The sequence below is a fragment of the Micromonospora sp. CA-259024 genome, assembly GCF_050936255.1.
Taxonomy (GTDB): domain Bacteria; phylum Actinomycetota; class Actinomycetes; order Mycobacteriales; family Micromonosporaceae; genus Micromonospora.
In genome coordinates this window covers 246,641-271,502 of the sequence record NZ_JBNJND010000001.1, presented here as the reverse complement: position 1 = coordinate 271,502, position 24,862 = coordinate 246,641, and the positions used below count along the sequence as shown (strand labels likewise).

Annotated in this window: 20 protein-coding genes and 1 pseudogene; 7 read left to right on the top strand and 14 right to left on the bottom strand. The window is 73.2% G+C overall.

The window, feature by feature from the left end:
* Nucleotides 1-37 precede the first annotated feature (37 nt).
* The gene (locus ACQEUX_RS01255) at nt 38-1,570 is read left to right on the top strand and encodes a M1 family metallopeptidase (RefSeq protein ID WP_433039875.1); all 1,533 of its coding nucleotides are present in this window, start codon (nt 38-40) and stop codon (nt 1,568-1,570) included.
* Between the two features lie 256 nt (nt 1,571-1,826).
* Here the strand turns inward: ACQEUX_RS01255 and ACQEUX_RS01250 are convergent, their stop codons facing one another.
* The 4 genes from ACQEUX_RS01250 to gltB all read right to left on the bottom strand — a co-directional run bounded on the left by ACQEUX_RS01250 (nt 1,827) and on the right by gltB (nt 10,238).
* A complete protein-coding gene (locus ACQEUX_RS01250) occupies nt 1,827-2,342 on the bottom strand; it encodes a hypothetical protein (protein WP_433039873.1) in 516 nt (171 codons plus the stop codon).
* Nucleotides 2,343-2,411: 69 nt separating this feature from the next.
* On the bottom strand, nt 2,412-3,815 hold the full coding sequence (locus ACQEUX_RS01245) for an MFS transporter (RefSeq protein WP_433039871.1): 1,404 nt from the start codon (nt 3,813-3,815) through the stop codon (nt 2,412-2,414).
* A 188-nt stretch (nt 3,816-4,003) separates the two neighbouring features.
* The gene (locus tag ACQEUX_RS01240) at nt 4,004-5,539 is read right to left on the bottom strand and encodes a glutamate synthase subunit beta (protein ID WP_433039869.1); all 1,536 of its coding nucleotides are present in this window, start codon (nt 5,537-5,539) and stop codon (nt 4,004-4,006) included.
* Nucleotides 5,532-10,238 carry a glutamate synthase large subunit gene (gltB, locus tag ACQEUX_RS01235; protein WP_433039867.1) on the bottom strand — a complete coding sequence of 1,569 codons (4,707 nt, stop codon included), beginning with the start codon at nt 10,236-10,238 and terminating at the stop codon, nt 5,532-5,534. The genes ACQEUX_RS01240 and gltB overlap by 8 nt, the downstream gene beginning before the upstream one ends.
* Nucleotides 10,239-10,381: 143 nt before the next feature.
* Between gltB and ACQEUX_RS01230 the strand changes: the two genes are divergently transcribed.
* The gene (locus tag ACQEUX_RS01230) at nt 10,382-11,227 is read left to right on the top strand and encodes a GNAT family N-acetyltransferase (RefSeq protein ID WP_433039865.1); all 846 of its coding nucleotides are present in this window, start codon (nt 10,382-10,384) and stop codon (nt 11,225-11,227) included.
* A gap of 12 nt (nt 11,228-11,239) precedes the next feature.
* Here ACQEUX_RS01230 and ACQEUX_RS01225 read toward each other — a convergent pair whose 3' ends face one another.
* Together ACQEUX_RS01225 and lgt are read right to left on the bottom strand one after the other, a co-directional pair.
* Nucleotides 11,240-12,427, bottom strand: a complete 1,188-nt coding sequence (locus ACQEUX_RS01225) for an FAD-dependent oxidoreductase (protein WP_433039863.1) — start codon at nt 12,425-12,427, stop codon at nt 11,240-11,242.
* A 15-nt stretch (nt 12,428-12,442) separates the two neighbouring features.
* Complete coding sequence (gene lgt / locus ACQEUX_RS01220; protein ID WP_433039861.1) at nt 12,443-13,624, bottom strand: prolipoprotein diacylglyceryl transferase; 1,182 nt, start codon at nt 13,622-13,624, stop codon at nt 12,443-12,445.
* Nucleotides 13,625-13,726: 102 nt separating this feature from the next.
* Here lgt and ACQEUX_RS01215 point away from each other — a divergent pair, with 102 nt between their 5' ends.
* The gene (locus tag ACQEUX_RS01215; protein ID WP_433039859.1) at nt 13,727-14,317 is read left to right on the top strand and encodes an NUDIX hydrolase; all 591 of its coding nucleotides are present in this window, start codon (nt 13,727-13,729) and stop codon (nt 14,315-14,317) included.
* 159 nt (nt 14,318-14,476) lie between these two features.
* On the opposite strand, the gene trpA is transcribed toward ACQEUX_RS01215, so the two are convergent.
* Genes trpA through trpC form a run of 3 tightly spaced genes read right to left on the bottom strand, consistent with a single transcriptional unit; the run spans nt 14,477 to nt 17,361 of the window.
* Nucleotides 14,477-15,280, bottom strand: coding sequence for a tryptophan synthase subunit alpha (trpA, locus tag ACQEUX_RS01210; RefSeq protein WP_433039857.1), 804 nt, complete (start codon nt 15,278-15,280; stop codon nt 14,477-14,479).
* A 1-nt stretch (nt 15,281) separates the two neighbouring features.
* On the bottom strand, nt 15,282-16,520 hold the full coding sequence (gene trpB / locus ACQEUX_RS01205; protein ID WP_433039855.1) for a tryptophan synthase subunit beta: 1,239 nt from the start codon (nt 16,518-16,520) through the stop codon (nt 15,282-15,284).
* 37 nt (nt 16,521-16,557) lie between these two features.
* Complete coding sequence (gene trpC / locus ACQEUX_RS01200; RefSeq protein ID WP_172862221.1) at nt 16,558-17,361, bottom strand: indole-3-glycerol phosphate synthase TrpC; 804 nt, start codon at nt 17,359-17,361, stop codon at nt 16,558-16,560.
* A gap of 486 nt (nt 17,362-17,847) precedes the next feature.
* On the opposite strand from trpC, the gene ACQEUX_RS01195 reads away from it, so the two are divergent.
* Complete coding sequence (locus ACQEUX_RS01195) at nt 17,848-18,114, top strand: hypothetical protein (protein WP_433039853.1); 267 nt, start codon at nt 17,848-17,850, stop codon at nt 18,112-18,114.
* Nucleotides 18,115-18,138: 24 nt separating this feature from the next.
* Here ACQEUX_RS01195 and ACQEUX_RS01190 read toward each other — a convergent pair whose 3' ends face one another.
* From ACQEUX_RS01190 to ACQEUX_RS01175, 4 genes and pseudogenes are all read right to left on the bottom strand, one after another.
* Complete coding sequence (locus ACQEUX_RS01190) at nt 18,139-18,747, bottom strand: Trp biosynthesis-associated membrane protein (RefSeq protein ID WP_433039851.1); 609 nt, start codon at nt 18,745-18,747, stop codon at nt 18,139-18,141.
* Nucleotides 18,748-18,861: 114 nt separating this feature from the next.
* Complete coding sequence (locus ACQEUX_RS01185) at nt 18,862-20,415, bottom strand: anthranilate synthase component I (protein ID WP_433039849.1); 1,554 nt, start codon at nt 20,413-20,415, stop codon at nt 18,862-18,864.
* Nucleotides 20,412-20,846 carry a phosphoribosyl-AMP cyclohydrolase gene (hisI, locus tag ACQEUX_RS01180; RefSeq protein WP_433049493.1) on the bottom strand — a complete coding sequence of 145 codons (435 nt, stop codon included), beginning with the start codon at nt 20,844-20,846 and terminating at the stop codon, nt 20,412-20,414. The genes ACQEUX_RS01185 and hisI overlap by 4 nt, the downstream gene beginning before the upstream one ends.
* Before the next feature lie 180 nt (nt 20,847-21,026).
* Nucleotides 21,027-21,350, bottom strand: a pseudogene (locus ACQEUX_RS01175) (phosphoribosyl-AMP cyclohydrolase); the annotation flags it as partial.
* A gap of 558 nt (nt 21,351-21,908) precedes the next feature.
* On the opposite strand from ACQEUX_RS01175, the gene ACQEUX_RS01170 reads away from it, so the two are divergent.
* From ACQEUX_RS01170 to ACQEUX_RS01160, 3 genes are read left to right on the top strand one after another with little or no spacing between them, the layout of a single operon-like run.
* Nucleotides 21,909-22,661 (top strand): ABC transporter ATP-binding protein, encoded by a 753-nt coding sequence (locus ACQEUX_RS01170; RefSeq protein ID WP_433039847.1) that lies wholly within the window; start codon nt 21,909-21,911, stop codon nt 22,659-22,661.
* A complete protein-coding gene (locus ACQEUX_RS01165) occupies nt 22,658-23,413 on the top strand; it encodes an ABC transporter permease (RefSeq protein WP_433039845.1) in 756 nt (251 codons plus the stop codon). The genes ACQEUX_RS01170 and ACQEUX_RS01165 overlap by 4 nt, the downstream gene beginning before the upstream one ends.
* 24 nt (nt 23,414-23,437) lie before the next feature.
* On the top strand, nt 23,438-24,034 hold the full coding sequence (locus tag ACQEUX_RS01160) for a TetR family transcriptional regulator (RefSeq protein WP_433039843.1): 597 nt from the start codon (nt 23,438-23,440) through the stop codon (nt 24,032-24,034).
* Between the two features lie 37 nt (nt 24,035-24,071).
* Here the strand turns inward: ACQEUX_RS01160 and ACQEUX_RS01155 are convergent, their stop codons facing one another.
* Complete coding sequence (locus ACQEUX_RS01155; RefSeq protein WP_433039841.1) at nt 24,072-24,821, bottom strand: DUF2470 domain-containing protein; 750 nt, start codon at nt 24,819-24,821, stop codon at nt 24,072-24,074.
* Nucleotides 24,822-24,862: the final 41 nt, after the last annotated feature.

The following is a 24,862-nucleotide window of genomic DNA, read 5'->3' as shown; positions in this document are numbered from 1 at the left end:
TTGGCGTGGCGAACACCCGATGGAGGGAGCCCACCCCGTGCGAAGAGTCCTCACGGCGGCCACCGCCGCCCTGACCCTCACCACCGCCGGCACCATGCTCGCCAGCACCCCCGGCAACGCCGCTCCGACGAGCTGGGGCAGGCCCATCGTCACCGTCGCGCCGCAACCCGGCGCGCCCGGGCTGGGCGACAGCTACTTCCCCGACTACGGCAACGGCGGCTACGACGTCGAGCACTACGACGTCCGGCTGCGCTACGACCCGGCCACCGACCTGCTCACCGGCACCACCACCATCCTCGCCACCGCCACACAGGACCTCTCGGCGTTCAATCTGGACTTCCTGCTCGACGTCGAGTCGGTGCGGGTCAACGGCTGGGCGGCGAACACCGGCACCGCCGGTGTGCACGAGCTGGTGGTCACCCCGGCCCGCACCGTGACCCGGGGCCAGCAGCTCACCATCGTCGTGCGCTACGCAGGCATCCCGTCGGAGACCCTGGTCGGCGGCTACACCGGCTGGACGCGTACCGACGACGGCGCCCTCGCGGTCAACGAGCCCGAGTCGGCGTGGTGGTGGTTCCCGAGCAACGACCACCCACTGGACAAGGCCACCTTCGACATCTCGGTGTCGGTGCCCACCGGCGTCGAGGTGATCAGCAACGGCGTGCAGCCGAGGCCGCCGCTGGCCGAGGCCGGCAACCGCACCCGGTGGAGCTGGCGGACCACCTCCCCCACCGCCACCTACCTGGCCTTCATGGCCATCGGCCAGTACGACATCGTCACCGACACCACCCCGGGCGGCCAGCCGGTGATCAACGCGTACAGCACCTCGCTGGGCGAGCTCGGGCCCGCCGCGCGGGCCAGCATCGAGCGGACCGCCGAGATCGTCGACTGGGCGAGCGGAATCTTCGGGTCGTACCCGTTCGAGGCACAGGGCGGCGTGGCCGGCCCGGTCGACGGCATCGGCTTCGCACTGGAGACGCAGACCCGACCGGTGTACGGGCCGGGCTTCTGGCGACGCGGCGCCAACACGTACGTGGTGGCACACGAGAACGCCCACCAGTGGTTCGGCGACTCGGTCTCGGTGGCCGACTGGCGACACATCTGGCTCAACGAGGGCTTCGCCTCGTACGCCGAGTGGCTCTGGTCGGAGGAGCAGGGCGAGGGCACCGCGCAGGAGGTGTTCGACTTCACCTACGCCAGCTACCCGGCCGACTCGGAGTTCTGGCAGGTGCTGCCCGGCGACCCGGGTGCCGACCGGGTCTTCGACAACGCCGTCTACGACCGGGGCGCGATGACACTGCACCAGTTGCGGCTGGCCGTCGGCGACGACGCGTTCTTCGAGATCCTGCCCGCCTGGGCCACCGAGCACCGGTACGGCAACGGCACGATCGCGCAGTTCCAGGCACTGGCCGAACGGATCTCCGGGCTGGACCTGGACGACCTGTTCACCACCTGGCTGTTCACCGCCGGCCGACCCGACGTGGTCACCGCCGCACGCACGGCTGCCCCGCCGACCGAGCCGAAGTCCTGGGCCAAGATCCGCGAGGCGCACCACCTGCTGTCGCACTAGGACCCAACGTCGGCCGGAGGCACCCGCCGCGCACGCGGAGGTCTCCGGCCGCGAAGGCCGGCCGGCCGTCCGGCACCTGCCTGTAGAGCTGCCCCATAAATGGGGCGATGACGACGACAGCCGGTGGCCGCACGCGCGCGACGGCCCGCCGCTCGCTCGTCGCGAATGCCCACGATCGCTGGCCCATATCTGGGGCAGCTCTACAGGCACTGCTGGGGGTGCTCACCTGCCCAGCCGGCCGCCTACCGAGACCCACTCAGCGAACCGCTGGGGCACCTGTCGTCTTCGCCGTGCGCGCTTCTACGGCGCGGATGTGCCGGTAGGCGAACCAGAGCGGTGGGAACGCCCCGACCGCGAAGGAGAGGTCGATGAGCGTCCAAAACCAGGGGATGTCCCGGATCGGGCCGCAGATCAGCGCCAGCGGGACGATGCCCGCGCAGGCGATCATGCCGACCTGCACCACCCAGACGTTGCGCACCGGGTCGCGCAGCGGCCCCCAGAACGCCACTGCCAGCACCAGGTGGGCGAAGGCCAACCAGTCGGTGCCGTAGAGCAGGAACGGGTAGTCCTCGCCAGCCGTCACGAGCCCGGTGTGCACCCGCTCGATCCAGGCGACCAGCGAGGGCAGTTGGCCGGCGAGCGGGTCCAGCGCGCGCAGCAGCCAGCGCACCTCGATCTCCAGCGGAAACGCGGTGACACCGCTCAGGAAGAGCCCGATCAGCACGATCCACAGCCATCGGCGGGTTCGCCGTAGCCGCTCTTCGATCTCCATGCTCGCAGCGTAACGATGATCTTCGTATCGTCCTGCCCCGTGAGCTGTCCGCCGAGGGTGACCGCTGTCTCAGCGGTTCGCCACCTGCCCCGTGGTGGCCAACTCCCTGAGCCGGACCGCGCCCGGGCGAACCGCACCGGCTTCGGCGGGCGCGATGACACAGACCGCCCCGGCGGGCCGGACGATGCGGGCGGCCCTGAACGCCGCTCGTCGTACCGGATGGCGGGGCCGCGGAACGACCAGCGCGAGGGCGGCCCCACGACCGCGCTGCCGGTCCAGGGCGACCGCCGCCGCGGCCGTGGCGATCGCCGCCACGGCTCCGGCCAGGACGAGTGTCTGGCGCGGCCCGGCGTGTTCGGCGAGCCAGCCGAGCAGCGGGGCGCCGACCGCGGCGGAGACCGAGCCGGTGACCGCCAGGGCGGCGAGTACCCGGCCCCGCATCGCGGCATCCGTGTCGAGTTGGGCGCGGGTGCCGACCGTGGTGTCGATGACCACCGCGGCGGCGGCGATCGGCAGGATCACCGCGGCGAAGCTCCAGGTTCCCGGTGCCAGGCCGGCGACGATCTGCAGCCCACTGGCGAGCAGACCCGCGACGACCAGGGTCCGGTAGCCCAGGGAACGCCGGCGGGCCGCGACCAGCGCGCCCAGCACCGTCCCGACCGCGAACACGGTCGACAGGAAGCCGTAGCCAGACGCGCCGGCAGCCAGCGGCCCATCGCTCATCGCCGCCATCGTCACCTGGTAGTTGCGCCCGAGGCTGCCAAGCACGAACGACAGGGCGAGCGCGAGGAGCAGCACCGGCTGCCCGCGCAGGTAGGCGAACCCGGCGCGGGCCCCGCCACGGGTCGGGCCACCGGCGGTTACCGACTCCGGCGCACCGGGGACGACCCCCGGGCGTACGGCGAACAGCGCCAGCACCACGGCGGCGAAGCTCGCCGCGTTGATACCGAACAGCAGCGCCGGGCCGACGGCGGCCACCACCACCGCACCGAGGCTCATGCCGAGGATCCGGCCGGCGGAGTTGGTGAGCGAGCCGAGCGCCAGGGCGTTGCCCAGCGTCTCCCGGTCCACCAGCGTGGAGGCCCAACGCCCCATCACCGGGCCCTCGATCGCCGAGACGGCACCGGTGGCCAGCGAGATCGCGAAGATCAGCGGCAGGCCGCCGACCCCGGTCAGGGCGACCGCCGCCAAGCCGGCGGCGAGTGCCGCGTGGGCCACCTGGGCGGCGATCAGCAGCGGACGGGCCGGCAGACGGTCGGCCAGCACGCCACCCCAGACGCTGAGCAGCAGCGTGGGCGCCGCCTGGAGCAGCACGGCGAAGCCCATGGACGTCGCCGAACCGGTCTCCCTCAGGACGTACCAGTTGACCCCGAGGACCTGCATCCACGTACCGATGACGCTGACGAACCCGGCGAGCGCCCAGATCCGGTAGTTGCGGTGGCGCAGTGCGGCGAAGGTGGCACCTTTGGCCACGACGAACCTCCAGGGCGATCGGCAGCATGATCATTCATGCCGATCGCGGTGCGGTTCGGCAGCAGCCGACAAGTCTTGCGGCTTTAACCGCATTTGCCCATGTTTGTGAGCGGCTTCACCAGCGGGAATGCCCGGCCGGCACGGACAGGTTCCTGCCGTGCCGGCCGGCTGCTCGGAGGCTCGTCGGGTCAGCGGGCGGCGAGGGCCTGCGTGGCCGGACCAACCGGGGCCGGCAGTGCTCCGACGCCACCCAGGTAGCCGTGGATGGCGGCGGCCGCCGCACGCCCCTCCGCGATGGCCCAGACGATCAGCGAGGCCCCCCGGTGCATGTCACCAGCGACGAACACCCCGTCGGCGTCGGTCTGCCAGTCGTCACGGGCGTCGACGGCGCCCCGGGGATTCCGGGTCACCCCGAACTGGGCCAGCAGCGGCTGCTGCTCGGTGCCCTCGAAGCCGATCGCCAGCAGCACCAGGTCAGCGGGCAGCTCCCGCTCGGAGCCCGGCACCACGGTGACGATCCGCCGCCCGTCGCGCTTCTCCACGGTCACCTCGGCGATCCGCACCGCCCGCACCTGACCGGTGCCGTCGTCCACGAACTCCTGCACCGCCACGGCGAAGACCCGCTCGCCACCCTCTTCGTGCGCCGGGTAGCTGCGCAGGATCCACGGCCAGGTCGGCCACGGGTCCCGGGCCTCGTCGCGCGCCTCGGGCGGCTGCGGGTACAGGTCGAGCTGGTGCACACCGGCGGCGCCCTGCCGGTGTGCGACACCCAGGCAGTCGGCTGCGGTGTCGCCACCACCGATGATCACCACGTGCTTGCCGGCCGCGTCGATCGGGGTGCCGTCCGGCAGCAGCGCGCGGGCCGGCCGGCCCTCGCCGGTGGCCGGGACGCCGGGCTGGTCGGCGGCCGCGGTGGCGACCGCGCGATTCGCCGCGACCAGGTGAGCCATCGCCTGGTGTACGCCCCGAAGCGCCCGACCCGGGGTCTCCGGGGTGTCCCGGCCCTGCAACGCGCCGCAGGCCAGCAGCACCGCGTCGTGTTCGGCGCGCAACTGCTCGGCGGTGACGTCCACCCCGACGTTCACACCGGTGCGGAAGCGCACCCCCTCGGCGGCGAGCTGGGCCAGTCGGCTGTCGATGTGCCGCTTCTCCAGCTTGAAGTCGGGAATGCCGTACCGGAGCAGGCCACCGATCGCGTCGTCGCGCTCGTACACCGTCACCGCGTGACCGGCGCGGGCCAACTGCTGGGCGGCGGCGAGGCCGGCGGGCCCGGAGCCGACGACGGCGACCGACCGGCCGGACGGCGCCGGCACCGGGCGGGGGGTGAGACCGCGCGCCGCGGCGGCGTCGGCGATCTCCACCTCGACCTGCTTGATGGTCACCGGCTGGCCGCCGGAGATGCCCAGCACGCACGCGGCCTCGCAGGGCGCCGGGCAGAGCCGGCCGGTGAACTCCGGGAAGTTGTTGGTGGCGTGCAGCGACGCCACGGCGGCGTCCCAGTTGCCGGTACGCACCAGGTCGTTCCAGTCCGGGATGCGGTTGCCCAGCGGGCAGCCGTCGTGGCAGAACGGGATACCGCAGTCCATGCAGCGGGTGGCCTGCTCGCGGACCAGGTCCGCACCGGCCGGCGGGTACACCTCGCGCCAGTCGCTGATCCGCACCGGCACCGGGCGGCGGGCCGGCAGCCGCCGGTCGTAGCGCAGGAAACCGTTCGGGTCAGGCACGTGCCACCTCCTGGGCCGCCACCCGCGGTGCGGGCGGCACCGGCGCGGCGGACGGCGCGCTGAGCGCGCTCATCACCGCGTCGTCGACGTCGCGGCCGGCGGCTTCGGCGGCCCGCATGATCTCCAGCACCCGGCGGTAGTCGCGGGGCACCACGGCGGTGAACTCGGCCACCGCCTCGGGCCAACGCTTGAGCAGCTCCTCGGCGACCGCCGACCCGGTCTCGGCAACGTGGCGCTGGACCAGCTCGTGCAGCAGCGACTGCTCCTGCTCGCCCAGCGGTGCCAGGTCGACCAACTCGGCGTTGACCCGTGCGTGGTCCAGTTGGTGCACGAACGCCATGCCGCCGGACATACCGGCCGCGAAGTTACGGCCGGTCGCACCGAGCACCACCACGGTGCCACCGGTCATGTACTCGCAGCCATGGTCGCCAACGCCCTCGACCACGGCGACCGCGCCGGAGTTGCGCACCGCGAACCGTTCCCCCACCCGACCGCGCAGGTAGACCTCGCCCGCGGTGGCTCCGTACAGGATGGTGTTGCCGGCGATGATCTGATCCTCGGCCCGCTGCCCCGGCTCGGCGTCGGCGTCGAGGAACGGCGCGGCGGCGTCCGGGCGGACGATGAGCCGCCCTCCCGAGAGGCCCTTGCCCACGTAGTCGTTGGCGTCGCCGTGCAGCCGCAGGGTCACCCCGCGCGGCAGGAAGGCGCCGAACGACTGCCCGGCCGTGCCGTGCAGCACGAACTCGATGGTGTCCTCCGGAAGACCGGCACCGCCGAAGCGGCGGGTCACCTCGCCGCCGAGCATCGCGCCGACACTGCGGTGCTCGTTGCGCACCGCGACCTCGACCCGCACCGGCGCGCCGTCCGCCAACGCCGGCCGGGCCAACGCGATCAGCTCGTTGTCCAGTGAGTGTTCGAGGCCGTGATCCTGGGCACGAACCCCACGTCGGGCAGCTCCGGCGGGCAGCTCCGGCAGGTGCAGGACGGGCGCCAGGTCCAACCCGTGCGCCTTCCAGTGCGTCACCGCCGGGGCCACGTCGAGCAGCTCGGACTGCCCGATCGCCTCCTCGATCGACCGGAAGCCCAGCTCGGCCAGGTAACCCCGGACCTCCTCGGCCAGGAAGAGGAAGAAGTTCTCCACGAACTCCGGCTTGCCGGTGAAGCGCTCCCGCAGCACCGGGTTCTGGGTGGCGATGCCGACCGGGCAGGTGTCCAGGTGACAGACCCGCATCATCACGCAGCCCTCGACGATCAGCGGCGCGGTCGCGAAGCCGAACTCCTCCGCGCCGAGCAGCGCCGCGATCAGCACGTCCCGGCCGGTCTTGAGCTGGCCGTCGACCTGCACGGTGACCCGGTCGCGCAGCCTGTTGAGCAGCAACGTCTGCTGCGCCTCGGCCAACCCCAGCTCCCACGGGGTGCCGGCGTGCTTGAGCGAGTTCATCGGGGAAGCGCCCGTGCCGCCGTCGTGACCGGAGATCAGGATGACGTCCGCCTTGAGCTTCGCCACCCCGGCGGCGACAGTGCCGACGCCGACCTCGCTGACCAGCTTGACGTGCACCCGCGCGGCCGGGTTGACGCACTTCAGGTCGTGCACCAGCTGGGCGAGGTCCTCGATGGAGTAGATGTCGTGGTGCGGCGGCGGGGAGATCAGACCCACGCCCGGCGTGGCGTGCCGGGTCCGGGCGATCCAGGGCCAGACCTTGTTGCCGGGGAGCTGACCGCCCTCGCCCGGCTTGGCGCCCTGCGCCATCTTGATCTGGAGGTCGTCGGCGTTGACCAGGTATTCGCTGGTGACACCGAACCGGCCACTGGCGATCTGCTTGACCGCCGAGCGGCGGGCCGGGTCGTGCAGCCGCTCGACGTCCTCGCCACCCTCGCCGGTGTTCGACTTGCCGCCGAGGCGGTTCATCGCGATGGCGAGCGTCTCGTGCGCCTCCGCCGAGATCGACCCGTACGACATGGCACCGGTGGCGAAGCGCTTGACGATCTCGGTGGCCGGCTCGACCTCCTCGATCGGCACCGCCGGGCGGACCCCGGTACGCAGGGTGAACAGCCCGCGCAGCGAGCCGGCCTGCGCGGCGAGCGCGTCGACCTTCGCCGTGTACTGCCGGAAGACGTCGTACTGCCGGCTGCGGGTGGCGTGCTGGAGCAGGAAGACCGTCTCCGGGTTGAACAGGTGCAGCTCACCCTCGCGGCGCCACTGGTACTCGCCACCGACCTCCAACCGGTCGGAGGCGGCGCTGCCCGCCGGGGGCCAGGCCAGCGCGTGCCGGGCGGCCACCTCGGCGTGCACGCCCGCCAGCCCCACCCCGCCGATGCGGCTGGGGGTGCCCCGGAAGTAGCGCTCGACCAGCCGGGTGTCCAGGCCGACCGCCTCGAAGACCTGCGCGCCGCAGTACGAGGAGACCGTCGAGATGCCCATCTTCGACATGATCTTCAGGACACCCTTGCCGAGCGCCTTGGCGTAGTTGCGGACCGCGGCGGCCGGTTCCACCCCGGCCAACGCGCCCGTCGAGATCATGTCCTCCACCGACTCGAACGCCAGGTACGGGTTGACCGCCGCGGCGCCGTAGCCGATCAGGACCGCCGCGTGGTGCACCTCCCGGCAGTCGCCGGACTCCACGATCAGCGCCGCCTGCGTACGGGTCTGCTCACGCACCAGATGCTGGTGCACGGCGGCGGTGAGCAGGAGCGACGGGATTGGCGCCAGGTCGGCGTTGGAGTCCCGGTCGGAGAGCACCAGGATGCGGACGCCGTCCTCGATCGCCTCGGAGACGTGCCGGCAGATCTCGGTCAGCCGCGCCTTGATCCCGGCGGCGCCCTCCCGGATGCGGTACAGACCGGAGACCCGGACCGCCTTGAAGCCGGGCAGGTCGCCGTCCTCGTCGATGGAGAGGATCTTCGCCAGCTCGTCGTTGTCGAGGATCGGGTGCGGCAGCACGATCTGCCGGCAGCTCGCCGCGCCCGGGTCGAGCAGGTTGCCCTCCGGCCCGATCGTCGACGCCAGGCTGGTCACCAACTCCTCGCGGATGGCGTCCAGCGGCGGGTTGGTGACCTGGGCGAAGAGCTGGTGGAAGTAGTCGTAGAGCAGCCGCGGCCGGGTGGACAGCGGCGAGATCGGGGTGTCCGTGCCCATCGAACCGAGCGGTTCGGCGCCGGTGCGGGCCATCGGCCCGAGCAGGATCTTCAACTCCTCCTCGGTGTAACCGAAGGTCTGCTGGCGGCGGCGGACCGAGTCGTGGGTGTAGACGGTGTGCTCACGGGCGGGCAGGTCGTTCAGCTCGATCAGCCCGGCGTGCAGCCACTCGCCGTACGGCTGCGCGGCGGCCAACTCGGACTTGATCTCCTCGTCGTGCACGATCCGGCCGGCGACGGTGTCGACCAGGAACATCTTGCCCGGCTGGAGCCGCCCCTTCGCGACCACGTGGGCCGGGTCGAGGTCGAGCACGCCCGCCTCGGAGCCGAGCACCACGAGCCCGTCGTCGGTCTGCCACCAGCGCCCCGGGCGCAGCCCGTTGCGGTCCAGCACCGCGCCGACGATCTCACCGTCGGTGAAGGCCACCGAGGCCGGGCCGTCCCACGGCTCCATCAGGCTGGCGTGGAAGCGGTAGAAGGCACGCTTCGCCGGCTCCATGCCCGGGTCGTTCTCCCACGCCTCGGGGATCATCATAAGCACCGCGTGCGGCAGGCTCCGCCCGGCCAGGTGCAGCAACTCCAGGACCTCGTCGAAGTTCGCCGAGTCGGAGGCGTCGGGGGTGCAGACCGGGAAGACCCGCCGGATGTTGCCCGGCACGTTCGGCGAGCGCAGGAGCGCCTCGCGGGCCTGCATCCAGTTGCGGTTGCCACGGATCGTGTTGATCTCGCCGTTGTGCGCGATGAACCGGAACGGGTGCGCCAGCGGCCAGGACGGGAAGGTGTTGGTGGAGAAGCGGGAGTGCACCAGCGCGATCGCGCTGTCCACCCGCTCGTCACGCAGGTCCGGGTAGAACGCCGGCAGTTGGTCGGGGGTGAGCATCCCCTTGTAGACCATGGTGCGGCTGGACAGCGACGGGAAGTACGCCGGCACGCCCCGCTCGGCGGTCTCCCGCTCGGCCTGCTTGCGCAGGCAGAATGCCACCCGGTCCAGCTCGATGCCGCTCAGCGCGGAACCGGCCGGTCCATCGGGTGAGTCGGTGAGCCGGTGCGCGGCCAGGAAGAGCTGCCGGACCCGGGGCATCGCCGCCACGGCGGTCTCACCAAGCTCGCTCGTGTCGATCGGCACGTCCCGCCAGCCGAGCAGGTCGACCCCTTCGACCAGCGCGTACTTCTCGACGACCCGCCGGGCACGCGCCTCGGCGGCGTCGTCGTCGGGGAGGAAGACCAGCCCGGTGGCGTATTCGCCGGCCGGTGGGAGAGCGACGTCGGCCACCGCGCGCAGGAACGCGTCGGGCACCTGGATCATGATGCCCGCGCCGTCACCGGTGTTCGGCTCCGCGCCACGGGCACCCCGATGGTCCAGCCGGCAGAGCGCGCCGAGCCCGTTGGCGACAACCGCGTGGGAACGCCGCCCGTGCAGGTCCGTGACGAAGGCAAAACCGCAGGCGTCGTGCTCCTGCGCCGGGTCGTAGAGGCCCTGGCCGGACGGGCGGGGGTCGGGCGTCGGGGACGCCTGCGGGCTGTGCGGATACGGCTGCGTCCTGTCCGCGTACGGCTGAGCCACCGGGCCTCCTGTCGTCACTCAGGTTGGATCATGTGGGGACGACGTCGGCCCGTGGGTCTATTGAGTCTACGTTAGGGCTGGACACGCACGGCCACCTGAGATTGATCACACCGTCCACAGTCTGGGACGTGTAGTCTCGCGCGGTGGATCCGCTACACAAGGACGTCTTCGACCGGTTGGAACGCTTCTACGACGCGGTGCCCCGCGACGTCGCCGGTGTGGAGGAGCATGGCGGGCTGGTGTTGTTCGTCCGCGAGGGGGTCGGCTGGCCGTTCTACGCCCGCCCCCGGATCGACGCGACCGAGCCGCCGTCGCTGGCCGACGTGAACTCGGTCCGCGAGCGGCAGCGGAAGCTGGGCCTGCCGGAAGCCTTCGAGTGGGTGCACGAGAGGACCCCCGAGCTGCTGGCGGTGGCCCGGTCGGCGGGCCTGAACGTGCTGGAGGCGCCGCTGATGGTGCTCGACCCGGCCGCGCTGCCCGACCCGGCGGCCCTGTCCGACGTGGCGGTGCGGGTACTGGCGGCGGACTCCCCCGGCTTCGCCGCCGACGTCGCCGCCCGGCGAGCGGTGGCAGCCGTGTCGTTCGCCGCCGCCGGCACAGCCCCCGGCGAGGCCGGCCCGGCCGAGCGGGATGCCGCCGTCACCGAACTCGATCTGGCCGCGCTCGACGAGGAACGCACCCGGATCACCGACGGTCGACGGATCTCCGTACTGGCCGGCACGCCGACCGAGGGTGCCCTGGCCAGCGGCATGGCCATGCGTGTGGACGACGTCGCGGAGATCGCCGGGGTGGCCACTCTGCCGGTTGCCCGACGACGCGGGCTGGGCGCCGCGCTGACCGCCACCCTCGCCCGAGAGCTGCTCGCGGCCGGCACCGACCTGATCTTTCTCTCCGCGGGCAGCGAGGAGATCGCCCGGGTCTACCTGCGGGTCGGCTTCCGCCGCATCGGCACCGCCTGCATCGCCGAACCCGCAGCCCTGATCCCCTGACCTGGACCGAGGTCAGGTTGGGGGGCGCCATTGGGCGGCGGAGGCGGCGGCGCTGGAGAGCAGCCGCGAGTTGATCGTCCCGAGCGCGGCGTCCCGAGCGCGCAACGCCAAACGGCCCCGGGTCTGCAGCACCGCCGACATCCGCCGGGTCTGTCGGACCACGGTCGCGGCCCGGGGGCGGCGCACCCGGTCGTACGCCTGGACGGCGTCGGGCAGTCGAGCCTCGCGCAGCAAGGAGGCGAGCGTGGCGGCGTCCTCGAAGGCGAGGCACGCGCCCTGCCCGAGGTGCGGCGGCATGGCGTGCGCCGCGTCGCCGAGCAGCACCACACCGCCCGGCCCGACCGGAAAGCCGTACGCACGAGGCAGCGGACGCAGCTCGCGGACCTCCTGCTGGACGAGGTCGGCCGGATCGGTGGCGTCGAGCAGCGCGCCGATCGGGGCCGGCCAGCCCGCGTACCAGCGGCGCAGCAGGGCGAGCTGGGTCTCCGGCGGTTCCGGGCGTGGTGCGCCGGCGGCGGTGGCCACCCAGTAGATGCCACCCCGGGTGGACCCGCCCGACGAGCCGCGCTCGCCCAGCGAAGCGGCCACGAACCGGTAACCCGCGCCGAGGATCTCACCGGCCAGCGGCTGGTCGTCGGGGAGCCGAGGTGCCTGGTACCAGGGGATGACGGCCCGCCAGGCGGCACATCCGGAGCTGACCACCCGGGACTCGGGGGCGAGTTGGCGGCGGATGCCGCTGTCCGTGCCGTCGGCGGCGACCACCAGGTCGGCCTCGATGCTGTGCCGTCCGTCGCTGACCGCCGGTCGCTCGCCCGGCTCGACCCGGACGTGCCGCACGGTCACTCCGGTACGCAGCTCGACCCGGTCGCCGAGGCCGGCGATCAGCGCGTCGTGCAGGTCCTCGCGGTGCACCACCACCGGCATCCGGTCGGCCGGGGTGGGCCGGGGCTGCACGAGCCAGTGCCCGTCCGGGCGGCGAACCCCGCCGTCGGGCAACGGGGTGGCGATGGCAGCCAGGCCCGCGCCGAGGCCGAGGGCCTGCAACGCGCGGACGCCGTTGGGCCAGAGCACCACGGCGGTGGGCTCGGGGCGGACCCGTTCGGCGCGTTCCAGCAGGGTGACCTGCCAGCCGGAGCGGGCCAGCGCGCCGGCCACCGCGAGGCCACCGACCCCTGCGCCGACCACCACCGCGCTTCTCATCGGTGCCGTCCCCGCTCAGCTGTCCCGGTCGGCGGGCCGCGCGGCGGAGGCGTCGGCCCGGTCGGTGCGGGAGGCGGACGGATCGTCCGCCGGCTCGGTCGACGAGCCGTCGACGGGTGCCGCGTCGCCAAGGGGTTCGCCGTCGCCCGGCCGGGACCCCTCGTCACCGGCCGGCTCGGGCGGCACGATGCCGGTGTCCTGCCAGGCGGCGTACTGCTCCTCGCTGACCACCCGGTAGCCCTCCGGCGCGGAGGCCCGCGCGGCGGTTTCCCGCTCGGAGAGGTCGACCTGGGACAGGTCGGACGTGGGGGGCGGGGTCGGCGTCGCCGCCGCGCCGAGCGGGATCAGGTAGTCCCGGGGGCCGCGCACGCGTACGAAGTAGATCAACGCGCCGAGGAAGACCAGGGCGGCGGTCCAGACGTTGAGCCGGACGCCGAGAATCTGATTGGCCTCGTCGGTGCGCATCAGCTCGATCCAGAACCGGCCGACGGTGTAGCCCATCACGTAGAGCGCGAACGCCCGGCCCCGGCCCAGCTTCAACCGGCGGTCCAGGATGAGGACCAGGGCGACCACGCCGAGGTTCCACAGCGCCTCGTAGAGGAAGGTCGGCTGGTACAGGCCCGGTTCGAGGATCGGCTGCCCGGCGTCGTCGCGCAGCGCGTGCCCCGGATTGTCCGGGTCCATCCGGTGAATCTCCAGACCCCACGGCAGGGTCGTCCGGCCGCCGAACAGCTCGTTGTTGAACCAGTTGCCGATGCGACCGACCGCCTGGGCCAGCGGTAGCCCGGGTGCCAGCGCGTCGGCCACCACACCGAACGGGATGCCGAGTTGCCGGGCCGCGATCCAGGCACCGACCGCGCCACCGGCGACCGCACCCCAGATGCCGAGACCGCCCTCCCAGATGGCGAACGCCTTCATCGGGTCACCGCCGGCACCGAAGTATTTCTCCGGTGAGGTGATCACGTGGTAGATCCGGGCGCCGATGATGCCCGCGGGCACCGCCCACACGGCGATGTCGAGCACCGCGCCGGGCGCGACGCCGCGCTGCCGCAGCCGGCGCTCCGTCACCCAACAGGCCAGCACGATGCCGGCGATGATGCAGAGCGCGTATGCCCGGATCGGCACCGGCCCGAGCTGCCAGACCGCGGTGCTGGGACTGGGCAGGGCCGCCTGGGGGGACAGCGAGGCGAGGGTCACGGGTGCACACGCTACCGCTGCACACCCCCACAGCGGCACCCCGGGCGGCTGGTGTGCGCATCTCGGTGACTTCTGGTTTGCGCCGCCTTAAGCTCTTTGTCCATGAGCGCGCTCACCTGGGCGGTCGCCGCCGTCGTCACCGACGACACCGGTCGGGTGCTGCTCTGCCGGCAGGGCCGGGGCGAGCGCCGCTACGCGCTGCCCGGCGGGCGGCTGCGTCCGGCCGAGAGCCCGGTGCAGACGGCCCTGCGGGACATCCGCGCGGAGACCGGCTGGGACATCGAGCTGGTCGACCTGGTCGGCCTCTACCACCTGACCAGCCCTGTGGCCGCCGCGCCGGCCGGGCGTGCCGGCCCGTCGCCGGACGTGCTGGTGCACGTCTTCCGGGCCCGCGTGTCCGGCATCCGGCCGACCGGTGAGCCGCTGCCGGGCTGCCGGCTCTCCTGGCACGCACCAGCCGCGCTACCGGAGGCGATCACCCCGCTGACCCGGGCCGCCGTCGCCGACGCGGTGGCCGGCCACTCCGGCGTGCTGCGCGACGCTCAGTGGACGCCCGTCACCGCCGACCGCGCCGACCTGCCCGCGCCCAAACCCGCTGGACGGCCCGCGCTCGACCGCGACGGGCGGCCAGGGCCCGGCCAGCCTCCGGAGCAGCGCGGCGAAGCGGATATTGACCGCTCCCCGCGTTCCTGATCGCGTCGATCTCGCGGCGACGGTGCCCGCGCGGCGTGCGTTGGCGGCGTCAAACGATGATCGACTCGGTTTCCAGGATGTCAGGCTGTCCGAGCCGCGACGATGCCCCGATTTCAGGGAAACCGAGTCGATCTCAGCCGCCGGTACGCGCCGGCATGGTCAGCGGGTGGGGTTTCGGACGCCCTCGGCAAGTTCGGCGCTGAGGGTACGCAGGGCGGCCAGCCCCTCCGCCTGAGTGGGCGCGTCGAGGAGACAGCGGACCAGCGCGCTGCCCACGATCACCCCGTCGGCGTACCCGGCGACGGTGCCGGCCTGCGCACCGGTGCCCACGCCCAGACCGACACCGACCGGCAGGTCGGTGACCCCGCGGACCCGGGAGACGAGCGTCGGCGCGGCGTCGGAGGTCTGTGCTCGGGCCCCGGTCACCCCCATCACGGCGGTGGCGTAGACGAAGCCGCGGCAGTGCTGCACGGTCATCGCCAGCCGGGCATCGGTGGACGACGGCGAGACCAGGAAGGTGCGGTCGAGTCCGTGCGCGTCCGAGGCGGCCAACCACTCGTCCGCCTCGTCGGGGATGAGGTCGGGGGTGATCAGACCGGTGCCACCGGCAGCGGCGAGGTCACGGGCGAACACGTCCACGCCGTACCGCTCGACCGGGTTCCAGTAGGTCATCGTGACCACCGGCGCGCCGGTCGCCGCCACCGCCTCGATGATGCGCATCGTGTCCGCGGTGCGTACGCCACCGGCCAGGGCGATGTCGCTGGCCTTCTGGATGACCGGCCCGTCCATCACCGGGTCGGAGTACGGGATCTCCACCTCGATGACATCGACGCCGGCCTCGACCATGGCGGTCATCGCGGCGATGCTGCCCTCGACGGTCGGGAAACCAGCCGGCATGCAGCCGACCAGCAGTGCCCGCCCGTCGGCGCGGGCCTTGTCGAAGGCCACCCCGATCCGGCTCATCTCACCGCTCCTTGTCGAGGATGCCGAAGTAGTCACCGGCGGTGTGCACGTCCTTGTCGCCCCGCCCGGAGAGGTTGACCACGATGGTGGGCTCCCGGCCCAACTCGGCCGCGAGCTTCGGGGCCAGCGCGACGGTGCCGGCGAGCGCGTGTGCGCTCTCGATCGCCGGGATGATCCCCTCGGTGCGGCAGAGCAGCTCGAACGCGGCCATCGCCTCGTCGTCGGTGACCGGCAGGTAGCTCGCCCGGCCGGTGTCGTGCAGCCAGGCGTGCTCGGGCCCGACGCCCGGGTAGTCCAGCCCGGCGGAGATCGAGTGCGACTCCAGGGTCTGCCCGTCGGCGTCCTGCAGCACGTAGGTGCGGGTGCCGTGCAGCACGCCGGCCGAACCGCCGGTGATGCTGGCCGCGTGCCGGCCGGTGTCCACCCCGTCGCCGCCGGCCTCGAAGCCGTACAGCCGCACGTCCTCGTCGCCGACGAAGGCGTGGAAGATGCCCAACGCGTTGGAGCCGCCGCCGACGCAGGCGGTGACCGCGTCCGGCAGTGCGCCGGTGAGGTCGAGGCACTGCTGGCGGGCCTCGTCGCCGATGCCCCGGACGAAGTCACGGACCATCGCCGGGAACGGGTGCGGGCCGGCGGCGGTGCCGATCAGGTAGTGCGTCTCGTCGACGTTGGCCACCCAGTCGCGCATCGCCTCGTTCATCGCGTCCTTGAGGGTGCGCGAGCCGGTGGTGACCGGGACGACGGTGGCGCCGAGCATCCGCATCCGGGCCACGTTGAGCGCCTGCCGTTCGGTGTCGACCTGGCCCATGTAGACCACGCACTCCAGGTCGAACAGGGCGGCCGCGGTCGCGGTGGCCACGCCGTGCTGGCCGGCACCGGTCTCCGCGATCACCCGGGTCTTGCCCATCCGCTTGGTGAGCAGCGCCTGACCGAGCACGTTGCGCACCTTGTGCGCGCCGGTGTGGTTGAGGTCCTCGCGCTTGAGCAGCACCCGCGCGCCGACCTTCGCGGAGAAGCGCCGAGCCTCGTAGAGCAGCGACGGCGTGCCCGCGTAGTCGCGCAGCAACGCCGCGAACTCGGCCCGGAAGGACTCCTCCGCCATCGCCGTACGCCACGCCCCGTCGAGCTCGTCCAGCGCGGCCACCAGGGCCTCGGGAACGAACCGACCGCCGAAGCGGCCGAAGTGGCCGGCGGAGTCGGGCTGCGGGCCGGCCACCGGGGCCAGCGCGTCGGCGCTCATCGGAAATCCTCTCGGTGGGACGTCACACCGGTGCGGGTCAGCGCACCGGCCGGGGCGTTGCCGGGTGGTTACCGGCGTTGACCAGCTCAGCGACCGCTTCGCGGGGGCTCTTCTGGGTGACCAGGCCCTCGCCCACGAGGACCGCGTCGGCGCCCGCGGAGGCGTACCGGATCAGGTCGTGCGGGCCGCGAACGCCGGACTCGGCGATCTTGACGACGCTGCTGGGCAGGCCGGGCGCGATCCGCTCGAACACCGACCGGTCTACCTCCAGGGTACGCAGGTCACGGGCGTTGACCCCGATCACCTGCGCGCCGGCCTCCAGAGCGCGGTCGGCCTCTTCCTCGTCGTGCACCTCGACCAGCGCGGTCATGCCGAGCGACTCGATCCGCTCCAGCAGGCCCATCAGCACGTTCTGCTCGAGCGCGGCGACGATCAGCAGGACCAGGTCGGCGCCGTGCGCTCGCGCCTCGTGCACCTGGTAGCTGGAGACCACGAAGTCCTTGCGCAGCACCGGTACGGTGACCGCGGCCCGGACGGCCGCCAGGTCGTCCAGTGAACCGCCGAACCAGCGCCCCTCGGTCAGCACGCTGATCGCCCGCGCCCCACCCGCCGCGTAGTCGACGGCGAGATCGGCCGGATCGGCGATCTCGGCCAAACGGCCCTTCGACGGGGACGAGCGCTTCACCTCGGCGATCACGGCCACGCCAGGCTTGCGCAGGGCCGCGTACGCGTCCAGCGGTGGCGGCGCCGCCGCTGCCAGTTCACGGATCCGCTCCAGCGGAACCTGCTCCTGGCGTCGGGCGACGTCCTCACGTACGCCAGCCAGGATCTCGTCGAGCACGCTTACGGACGCTGCCTGACCGGCGTCGTCCCCCTCCGCGTGCGCATGCTCAGCAGTCACCAACGGACTCCCCTCTCCGGGCGTCATGGGCCGATGCTAGGGGCAGCCGACCGACGCCGGGTGCCGGGGGTATGGCGCTGCTCACGAAAAGGGCTGCGGCATAATGGCCGACTTGCCGTGAACGGGATGTCACGCAGCGCCACCTCCGATATCGACCACCGTCACGCGGTAGGAGCCTGACGGGCACGGTCGCGCCGGGCCGATCCGTCGAGCATGCCACCAGTTACCGGTCGACACCCAACGACAGCGACAGCGATCGATGCTGTGAGCAAGCTCAAGGCCGAAAGGACAGGCCCTGGTCGGTGCGGAGGCGGGACAGTTGACCGGGCGGTCACGGCGGCGAAACCTCAGCCGGCGAGCATCGTCCTCGGGCAGACTCGATGGCGCGCCTGCCCCGACCGTCGCCACTCCTCGTGCGAGGTGACCATGAGTAACGAGCCGCACCCGACCATCGGGCTGACCACCATCTCGCGGACGGTGGCGTCGCTCGCCGTCGGGGTGGTGCACACGGTGGAGCGGGCCGTGGTGGGCGAGGGACGGATGCGGACCGCGCGTGGCAACGCCTGGGAGGCGGTCTGCGCCGACCGGGCCCGCGCCGACCAGCGCGCCGAACTCAACCGCCTGGTGGCCGAGTTGACCGCTGCCCGCAACGCCAGTCGCCGCCTCCAGCGAGAGCGTCAACCGGTCGGCTGACACCCGGCCGCAGTGGCCGACGCGTCAGTCGGCCGTCGGGTCCTCGCCCCGGTCCAGCGCGTCCCACGCCTCGGTGGTCCGCCGCCCGGCCAACGGGGCCGACGGTCCCGCCGGGTCGCCCGGCGCCGACGCGGTCGGCGGGGTGGTCCGCGCCGGCCGCTCGTACCGGGCGCCCATCGCCGGCCAGTCGCCCCCGCGCAGCGCCGTCCACGAGCCGCCCGCGGCGGCCAGCAGACCACCGAGCAGGCAGAGCACCGGCCACTGCCGGCTCACCGCGCCGTCGATGTCGGCAACCAGCCCGTACCCACCCCCGGCGGCCACGGCCAGACCGAGCGCGCCGAGCAGTACGCCGAGCACCCGCCGCAGTCGGCCCCGGGTAGCCAGCACCGCGCCACCGCCGGCCAGGGTCACCAGCGCCAGGGCCGGCAGCCAGGGCAACAGGGCAGCACCGGAACGGGTCTCGCGCACCGGCGGCAGCGGCGCCGGACGCACCGTCAACTCGATCGACCAGCTCCGCGTCGCCGCCCAGAGCGCCAGGCCCGCGCCGGCCAGACACAGCAGCACGGCGTACGCCAACTCACGCCTTTCGTTCGCGACTGCGGGGCTCCGCTTCGCTGCACTCCTCGCGCTCACCGGCCGAGCCTTTCGTTCGCGACTGCGGGGCTCCGCTGCGCTGCACTCCTCGCGCTCACCGGCCGAGCCTTTCGTTCGCGACTGCGGGGCTCCGCTGCGCTGCACTCCTCGCGCTCACCGGGCCGGCCGCAACGTCTCGGCGGCTGCGATCGCCGCCAGCACGGCGGCGGCCTTGTTCCGGGTCTCCTGGTCCTCGGCGGCCGGGTCCGAGTCGGCGACCACCCCCGCCCCGGCCTGCACGTACGCGCGGCCGTCGCGGATGAGCGCGGTCCGGATGGCGATCGCCATGTCGAGGTCGCCGCCGAAGCCGAAATAACCGACCGTGCCGCCGTAGAGGCCGCGGCGAACCGGCTCCAACTCCTCGATGATCTCCATGGCCCGCACCTTGGGCGCACCGGAGAGGGTGCCGGCCGGGAAGGTCGCGGCGAGCGCGTCGAACGCGGTCTGGTCGTCACGCAGTGTGCCGGTGACGGTGGAGACGATGTGCATGACGTGGCTGTACCGCTCGACCGTGGCGAACTCGGGCACCTCCACGCTGCCGGGCTGGCAGACCCGGCCCAGGTCGTTGCGGCCCAGGTCGACCAGCATCACGTGCTCGGCCCGTTCCTTCGGGTCGGCGAGCAGCTCCGCGGCGAGCGCGGCGTCGGCGGCGGGGGTGCCGCCGCGCGGCCGGGTGCCAGCGATCGGGTGCAGCAGCGCCCGGCGCCGCCCGTCCGCGGAGCCGGTGACCTTCACATGCGCCTCCGGGGACGAGCCGACGATGTCGAACCCGTCGAACCGCAGCAGGTACATGTACGGGCTGGGGTTGCTGGTGCGCAACACCCGGTAGACGTCCAGGGGGTCGGCGTGGGTCGACCGCTCGAAGCGCTGGGAGAGCACGATCTGGAAGCACTCGCCGGCCCGGATCGCCTCCTTGGCCGCCTCTACCGCCTTCGGGTAGCCGCCGTCGGGCGTACGGCAGAGCACCTCGCCGGCCGGCGGACGCTCGACGGTGGAGATCATCGGCGGGATGGGCCTCGACAGCGCGGTGGTCATGGCGTCCAGCCGGCCGACCGCGTGGTGGTACGCGGCGGCGACCTGCGGGGCGCGGTCCGGGGCGTCCAGCGGCGGCAGCACCGCGTTGGCGACCAGGATCGCCGAGCCGTCGTAGTGGTCGAGCACCACCAGGTCGGTGGCGAGCATCATGCCCAGCTCCGACACGCCCAGGTCGTCCTCGGTCAGCTCGGGCAACCGCTCGAAGCGGCGGATGAGGTCGTAGCCGAGGTAGCCGACCATGCCCCCGGTCAGCGGCGGCAGGCCGTCGGACGGGTCCCCGACCGGGCCGGCCAGCGCCGCCACCGTCTCCCGCAGCACCCGCACCGGGTCACCCTCGGTGGGCAGCCCAGCCGGCGGCTGGCCGAGCCAGGTCGCCACACCGTCCCGCTCGATGAGGGTCGCGCTGCTGCGTACGCCGATGAACGAGTACCGCGACCAGGCCATGCCGGCCGAGCCGACGCCCTGCTCGGCCGACTCCAACAGGAACGTTCCCGGCCCACCGGCCAGCTTCCGATAGACGCCGACCGGGGTCTCCGCGTCGGCCAGCAGCCGCCGGGTGACCGGCACCACCCGCCAGTGGGAGGCCAGCTCGGTGAAGGTGACCGGATCGGGGCTGACGGTGCCGTCAGTCATGGGCGTGCCTCCGGGGCGGTGACGGGCAGCTCGGTGAAGAAGCAGGTCCGGTGCCCGGTGTGGCAGGCGGCGCCGACCTGGTCCACGCTCACCAGCAGCGCGTCCCCGTCGCAGTCCAGGGCGACCGAGCGGACGTACTGGTGGTGCCCGGAGGTGGCGCCCTTGACCCAGTATTCGCGTCGGCTGCGCGACCAGTAGGTGGCCCGGCCGGTGGTGAGGGTGCGGTGCAGCGCCTCGTCGTCCATCCAGGCGACCATCAGCACCTCGCCGGAGTCGTGCGCGCGGACCACGGCGGCGACCAGGCCGTCGGCGGTGCGGCGCAGCCGGGCCGCGATGGCCGCGTCGAGCCGGGACGGGCGAGCCGGCACGGACGCCGCCGGGTCGCTCGGATCGCTGGGGACGCCGGTCACCGGCGCGTCAGGTACGGGCACAGTGACCAATTGTCCCGCACGCGGCGCGGGCACCGGCGACCGCTCCCGCCCGGACTGTGGCGCGACCTTGGCGGGCCGGACCAGCTGGGCCACGTAGCGGTCCAGCCGCCCGTCGACCAGGGCGGCGGCCAGGTCCGCGCCGGCCGCGTCGGCGATCTCCTCGGCGTACGGCCGGATCAACGGCAGTGTGCCGGTGACCAGCCGGACGGCGGCGGCCCAGAGCTGGCCGGCGGCGCCCGGGCGCAGACCGAGGCAGAGCAGCATGTCCGCCCGGTAGCCGGGTGGGGCCACCGGCAGTTCCAGGGCCGCCGCGAAGGCCGCCCGGCGGGAGTCGACCCGCACCGACGGGTTGGCCGGGCGCAGCACCGATGGGCAGAGCCGGGCCAGGTCGGCGACGGCGAGTCGGACGCCGAGGCGGTCGTCGGCGGCCCGTGCGGCCGCGGCCTTGCCCAGCGCGGCGATCAGCTCCTCGAGTCGGGGTGGCTCGGCGGGCTGGCAGAGCACCGGCAGGTCGATCCGGGGCCGCCAGTGCGGGTCGGCCCAGAGCAACCGCGCCGGCGCGGTGACCGGCAGTCCGAACGCCCAGTCGGCCGGTTCGCCCAGTCGGTGCACCCAGGAACGGACGTCGCGGGCGGCCACCGAGACGTGGGTGACCCGCCCTGCCGATTCGGCCAGGTACGCCTGCCGGGCGGCGTACGGTGCGCCGCCGACCAGCACGTCGACGTCGACGTCGCTGTGCGCGGTGGCGGCGCGGCGGGCGTGACTGCCGCGCAGCAGGATGCCGACGACCGGCCGCTCGGCGGCCTGTCGCAGCCGCGCGGCCCAGTCCTCGAGAAAACCGCTGTCCGGTAACGGAGCGTGACCCACCGCGCCATCGTGCCGTACGCCCGATCAGCGCGCAATGCCCGTTGGCGGACCTGGTGTCCGGTCCGGAGCCTACTGCCCGTTCTCACGCTTCGCGCAACGGTGGACGTCCGACCCACGGAAGGCGACCTTGCGCCGGCATCGACATTTCATCTAGCGTTGAGTTCAACAGATGATGAGTTTCCTGGGAGGTGCGTGATGGACGACGCGATAGCCGTCCGCGACCTGGTCGTCGACCGGGGCGGGCGGCGGGTGCTGGACGGCATCAGCTGCCGCGTCCCGCGCGGCGCCGTCACCGGGCTACTCGGCCCCAGTGGCAGCGGCAAGACCACGTTCATGCGCGCGGTGGTCGGCGTGCAGGTGGTCAACGGCGGGACCGTCACCGTGCTGGGTCAGCCGGCGGGCACCCGGGCGCTGCGACACCAGGTGGGCTACCTGACCCAGGCGCCGAGCGTCTACGCCGACCTGACCGTCCGGGAGAACGCCCGCTACTTCGCGGCCCTGCACGGGCGGGGGCGCGTCGAGGCCGACCGGGCGATCAGCGACGTCGGGCTGGCCGAGGCGGCCGGTCAACTGGTCTCCACCCTCTCCGGCGGTCAACGCAGCCGGGCCTCGCTGGCCTGCGCCCTGGTCGGGGAGCCTGAGCTGGTCATCCTCGACGAGCCGACCGTCGGCCAGGATCCGGTGCTGCGGGCCGATCTGTGGGCCCGGTTCCACGCGATGGCCGCTGCCGGCACCACCCTGCTGGTGTCGAGCCACGTGATGGACGAGGCGGCCCGCTGCGACCGGCTGCTGCTGATCCGCCAGGGGCGGTTGATCGCCGACGACAGCCCGGCCGCGATCCGCGCCGCCGCCGGTGTGGAAGACCTCGACGAGGCGTTCCTGCGGCTGATCCGGGCCGGCGAGGCGTCCGCCACCATCGACGCGACGACCGGACAGGAGCGATCGTGAACCCGCGGATCCTGGCGGCCACCACCGGCCGCATCCTGCGCCAGCTCCGGCACGACCGGCGGACCATCGCGCTGCTCGTGGTGGTGCCGGCCGCCCTGCTCACCCTGGTCTACTTCATGTACGTCGACCAGCCGACCCCACCCGGGCAGCCGACGGCGTTCGACCGGATCGCGCTGGTGATGCTGGGTATCTTCCCCTTCGTGATCATGTTCCTGGTGACCAGCATCGCCATGCTCCGGGAGCGCACCTCCGGCACCCTGGAGCGACTGCTCACCACACCGCTGGGCAAGCTCGATCTGCTCTTCGGGTACGGCATCGCCTTCGGGCTGGCCGCCGCCGTGCAGGCCGCGGTCGCCGCCGGCGTGGCGTACTGGATCTTCGGGTTGGACACCGCCGGCAGTATCGGCCTGGTGATCGGGATCGCGGTCATCGACGCCGTGCTCGGCGTCGCCCTCGGGCTGCTCTGCAGTGCCTTCGCCCGCACCGAGTTCCAGGCAGTACAGTTCCTGCCGGTCGTGGTGGTCCCCCAACTGCTGCTCTGCGGGCTGTTCGTGGCCCGCGACCAGATGGCCGGCTGGCTCCAGGCACTCAGTGACGCCTTCCCCCTGTCGTACGCCATCGAGGCGTTGCAGGAGGTCGGCGCCCACGCCGAGCCGACCGGCAGGATGTGGCGGGACGTGGCGGTGGTGCTCGGCTCGGTGGTGCTGGCGCTGGTGCTCGCGGCGGCCACCCTGCGCCGGCGAAGCGGCTGACCGGCGGGCGAACGAAAGGCGGCGATGGCGCGGCGGACCGGCCGGCGACCCGGCAACCAGGACACCCGGCAGGCGATCCTCGACGCGGCTCAGGCGACGTTCGCCGAGCGCGGCTTCGACGCGGCCTCGATCCGTGCCATCGCCGGCACCGCAGGTGTGGACCCCGCCCTGGTGCACCACTACTTCGGCAGCAAGGACCAGCTCTTCCTGGCCGCGATGAACTCGCCGGTCGACCCGGGGGAGCTGCTGCCGAAGGTGCTCGCGGGCGACCAGGACGGCATCGGCGAACGGCTGGTACGCACCTTTCTCAGCGTCTGGGACTCCCCGGCCGGCACCGCCGGGGTGGCCCTGCTGCGCTCGGCGGTGAGCAACGAGTGGACGGCCCGGCTGCTGCGGGAGTTCATCACCACGCAGGTGCTGCGCCGGGTGCTCGACCAGCTCGACGTCGAGCCGGCCCAGCTGCCGCTGCGCGGCTCGCTGATCGCCACCCAGCTGATCGGGTTGGCGATGATGCGGCACGTGGTCCGGCTGGAGCCGGTGGCGTCCGCCGACCCGGAGACGTTGGTCGCGGCCGTCGGCCCGACCGTGCAGCGGTACCTGACCGGGCCGCTGCCGACGTAGCGCCGGCGGACCGACCGCCGGGGCGAGCGGGTGGCGGTCAGCCCGGTGGACGGGCCTCGGCACGGTGGCGCAGCGGCGGCAGCAGCCGGACCAGGTCGGCCGGGTCGGCCACCGGGCACGGGAACGCGAGCCGGATCCGACGCCGGGCGCCGGGTCGGCCGAGGGCGACCACCAGCCCGTAGCGGTCGATGCGCACCACCCGGGGCGGCCCGTCCGGGGTCTGGTCGGTCAACCCGAGCTGGCGGCGCAGGTATTCGGTGACCTGGACGCCGTCACGCGCGGCGAGGTCGGCGAGCAGGCGCGCCTCGACCGGATGCACCGGGTCCGGCTCGGCCTCGGCGTACTCCCCCGGATCGATCCGGTGCACGACGCCGGCCCGCTCCCAGCGGACCTCGACCACCTCGAAGCGGAACAGCCGGAACCGGGTGCCCAGGTCGAGCAGGTCGCCGGTCGGCCCCACCACGGCGAAGTCGCCCGCGGCGTGGCGGGCCTCGTCGCCGCGCAGCTCGGCGGCCCAGCCGGAGACCCAGGCCCGGCCCAGACCGGGCGCACCGGCGGCGGGCGGCAGGTCGAGCACGTCGAGCACCACCGCGACGTCGGTGCCCCCGGCGACCGGTTGCAGCGCGGCGGCCAGGTGGCTGGCGACCGGCACCAGCAGCAGCACCCGCCCGTCCGGGTCGGTCACGTGCCGAGCGTGGTGCGGGCCCGGCCGGTGGGCCAGGTGGACGAGACCGGGCAGGCGGCCGGCGACGAGGGTACGAACGATCTCGGCGGGGTTGGGCCGCATGGGCGCGACTCCTTCAGAGGTTAGGCTTACCTAACCCGGAG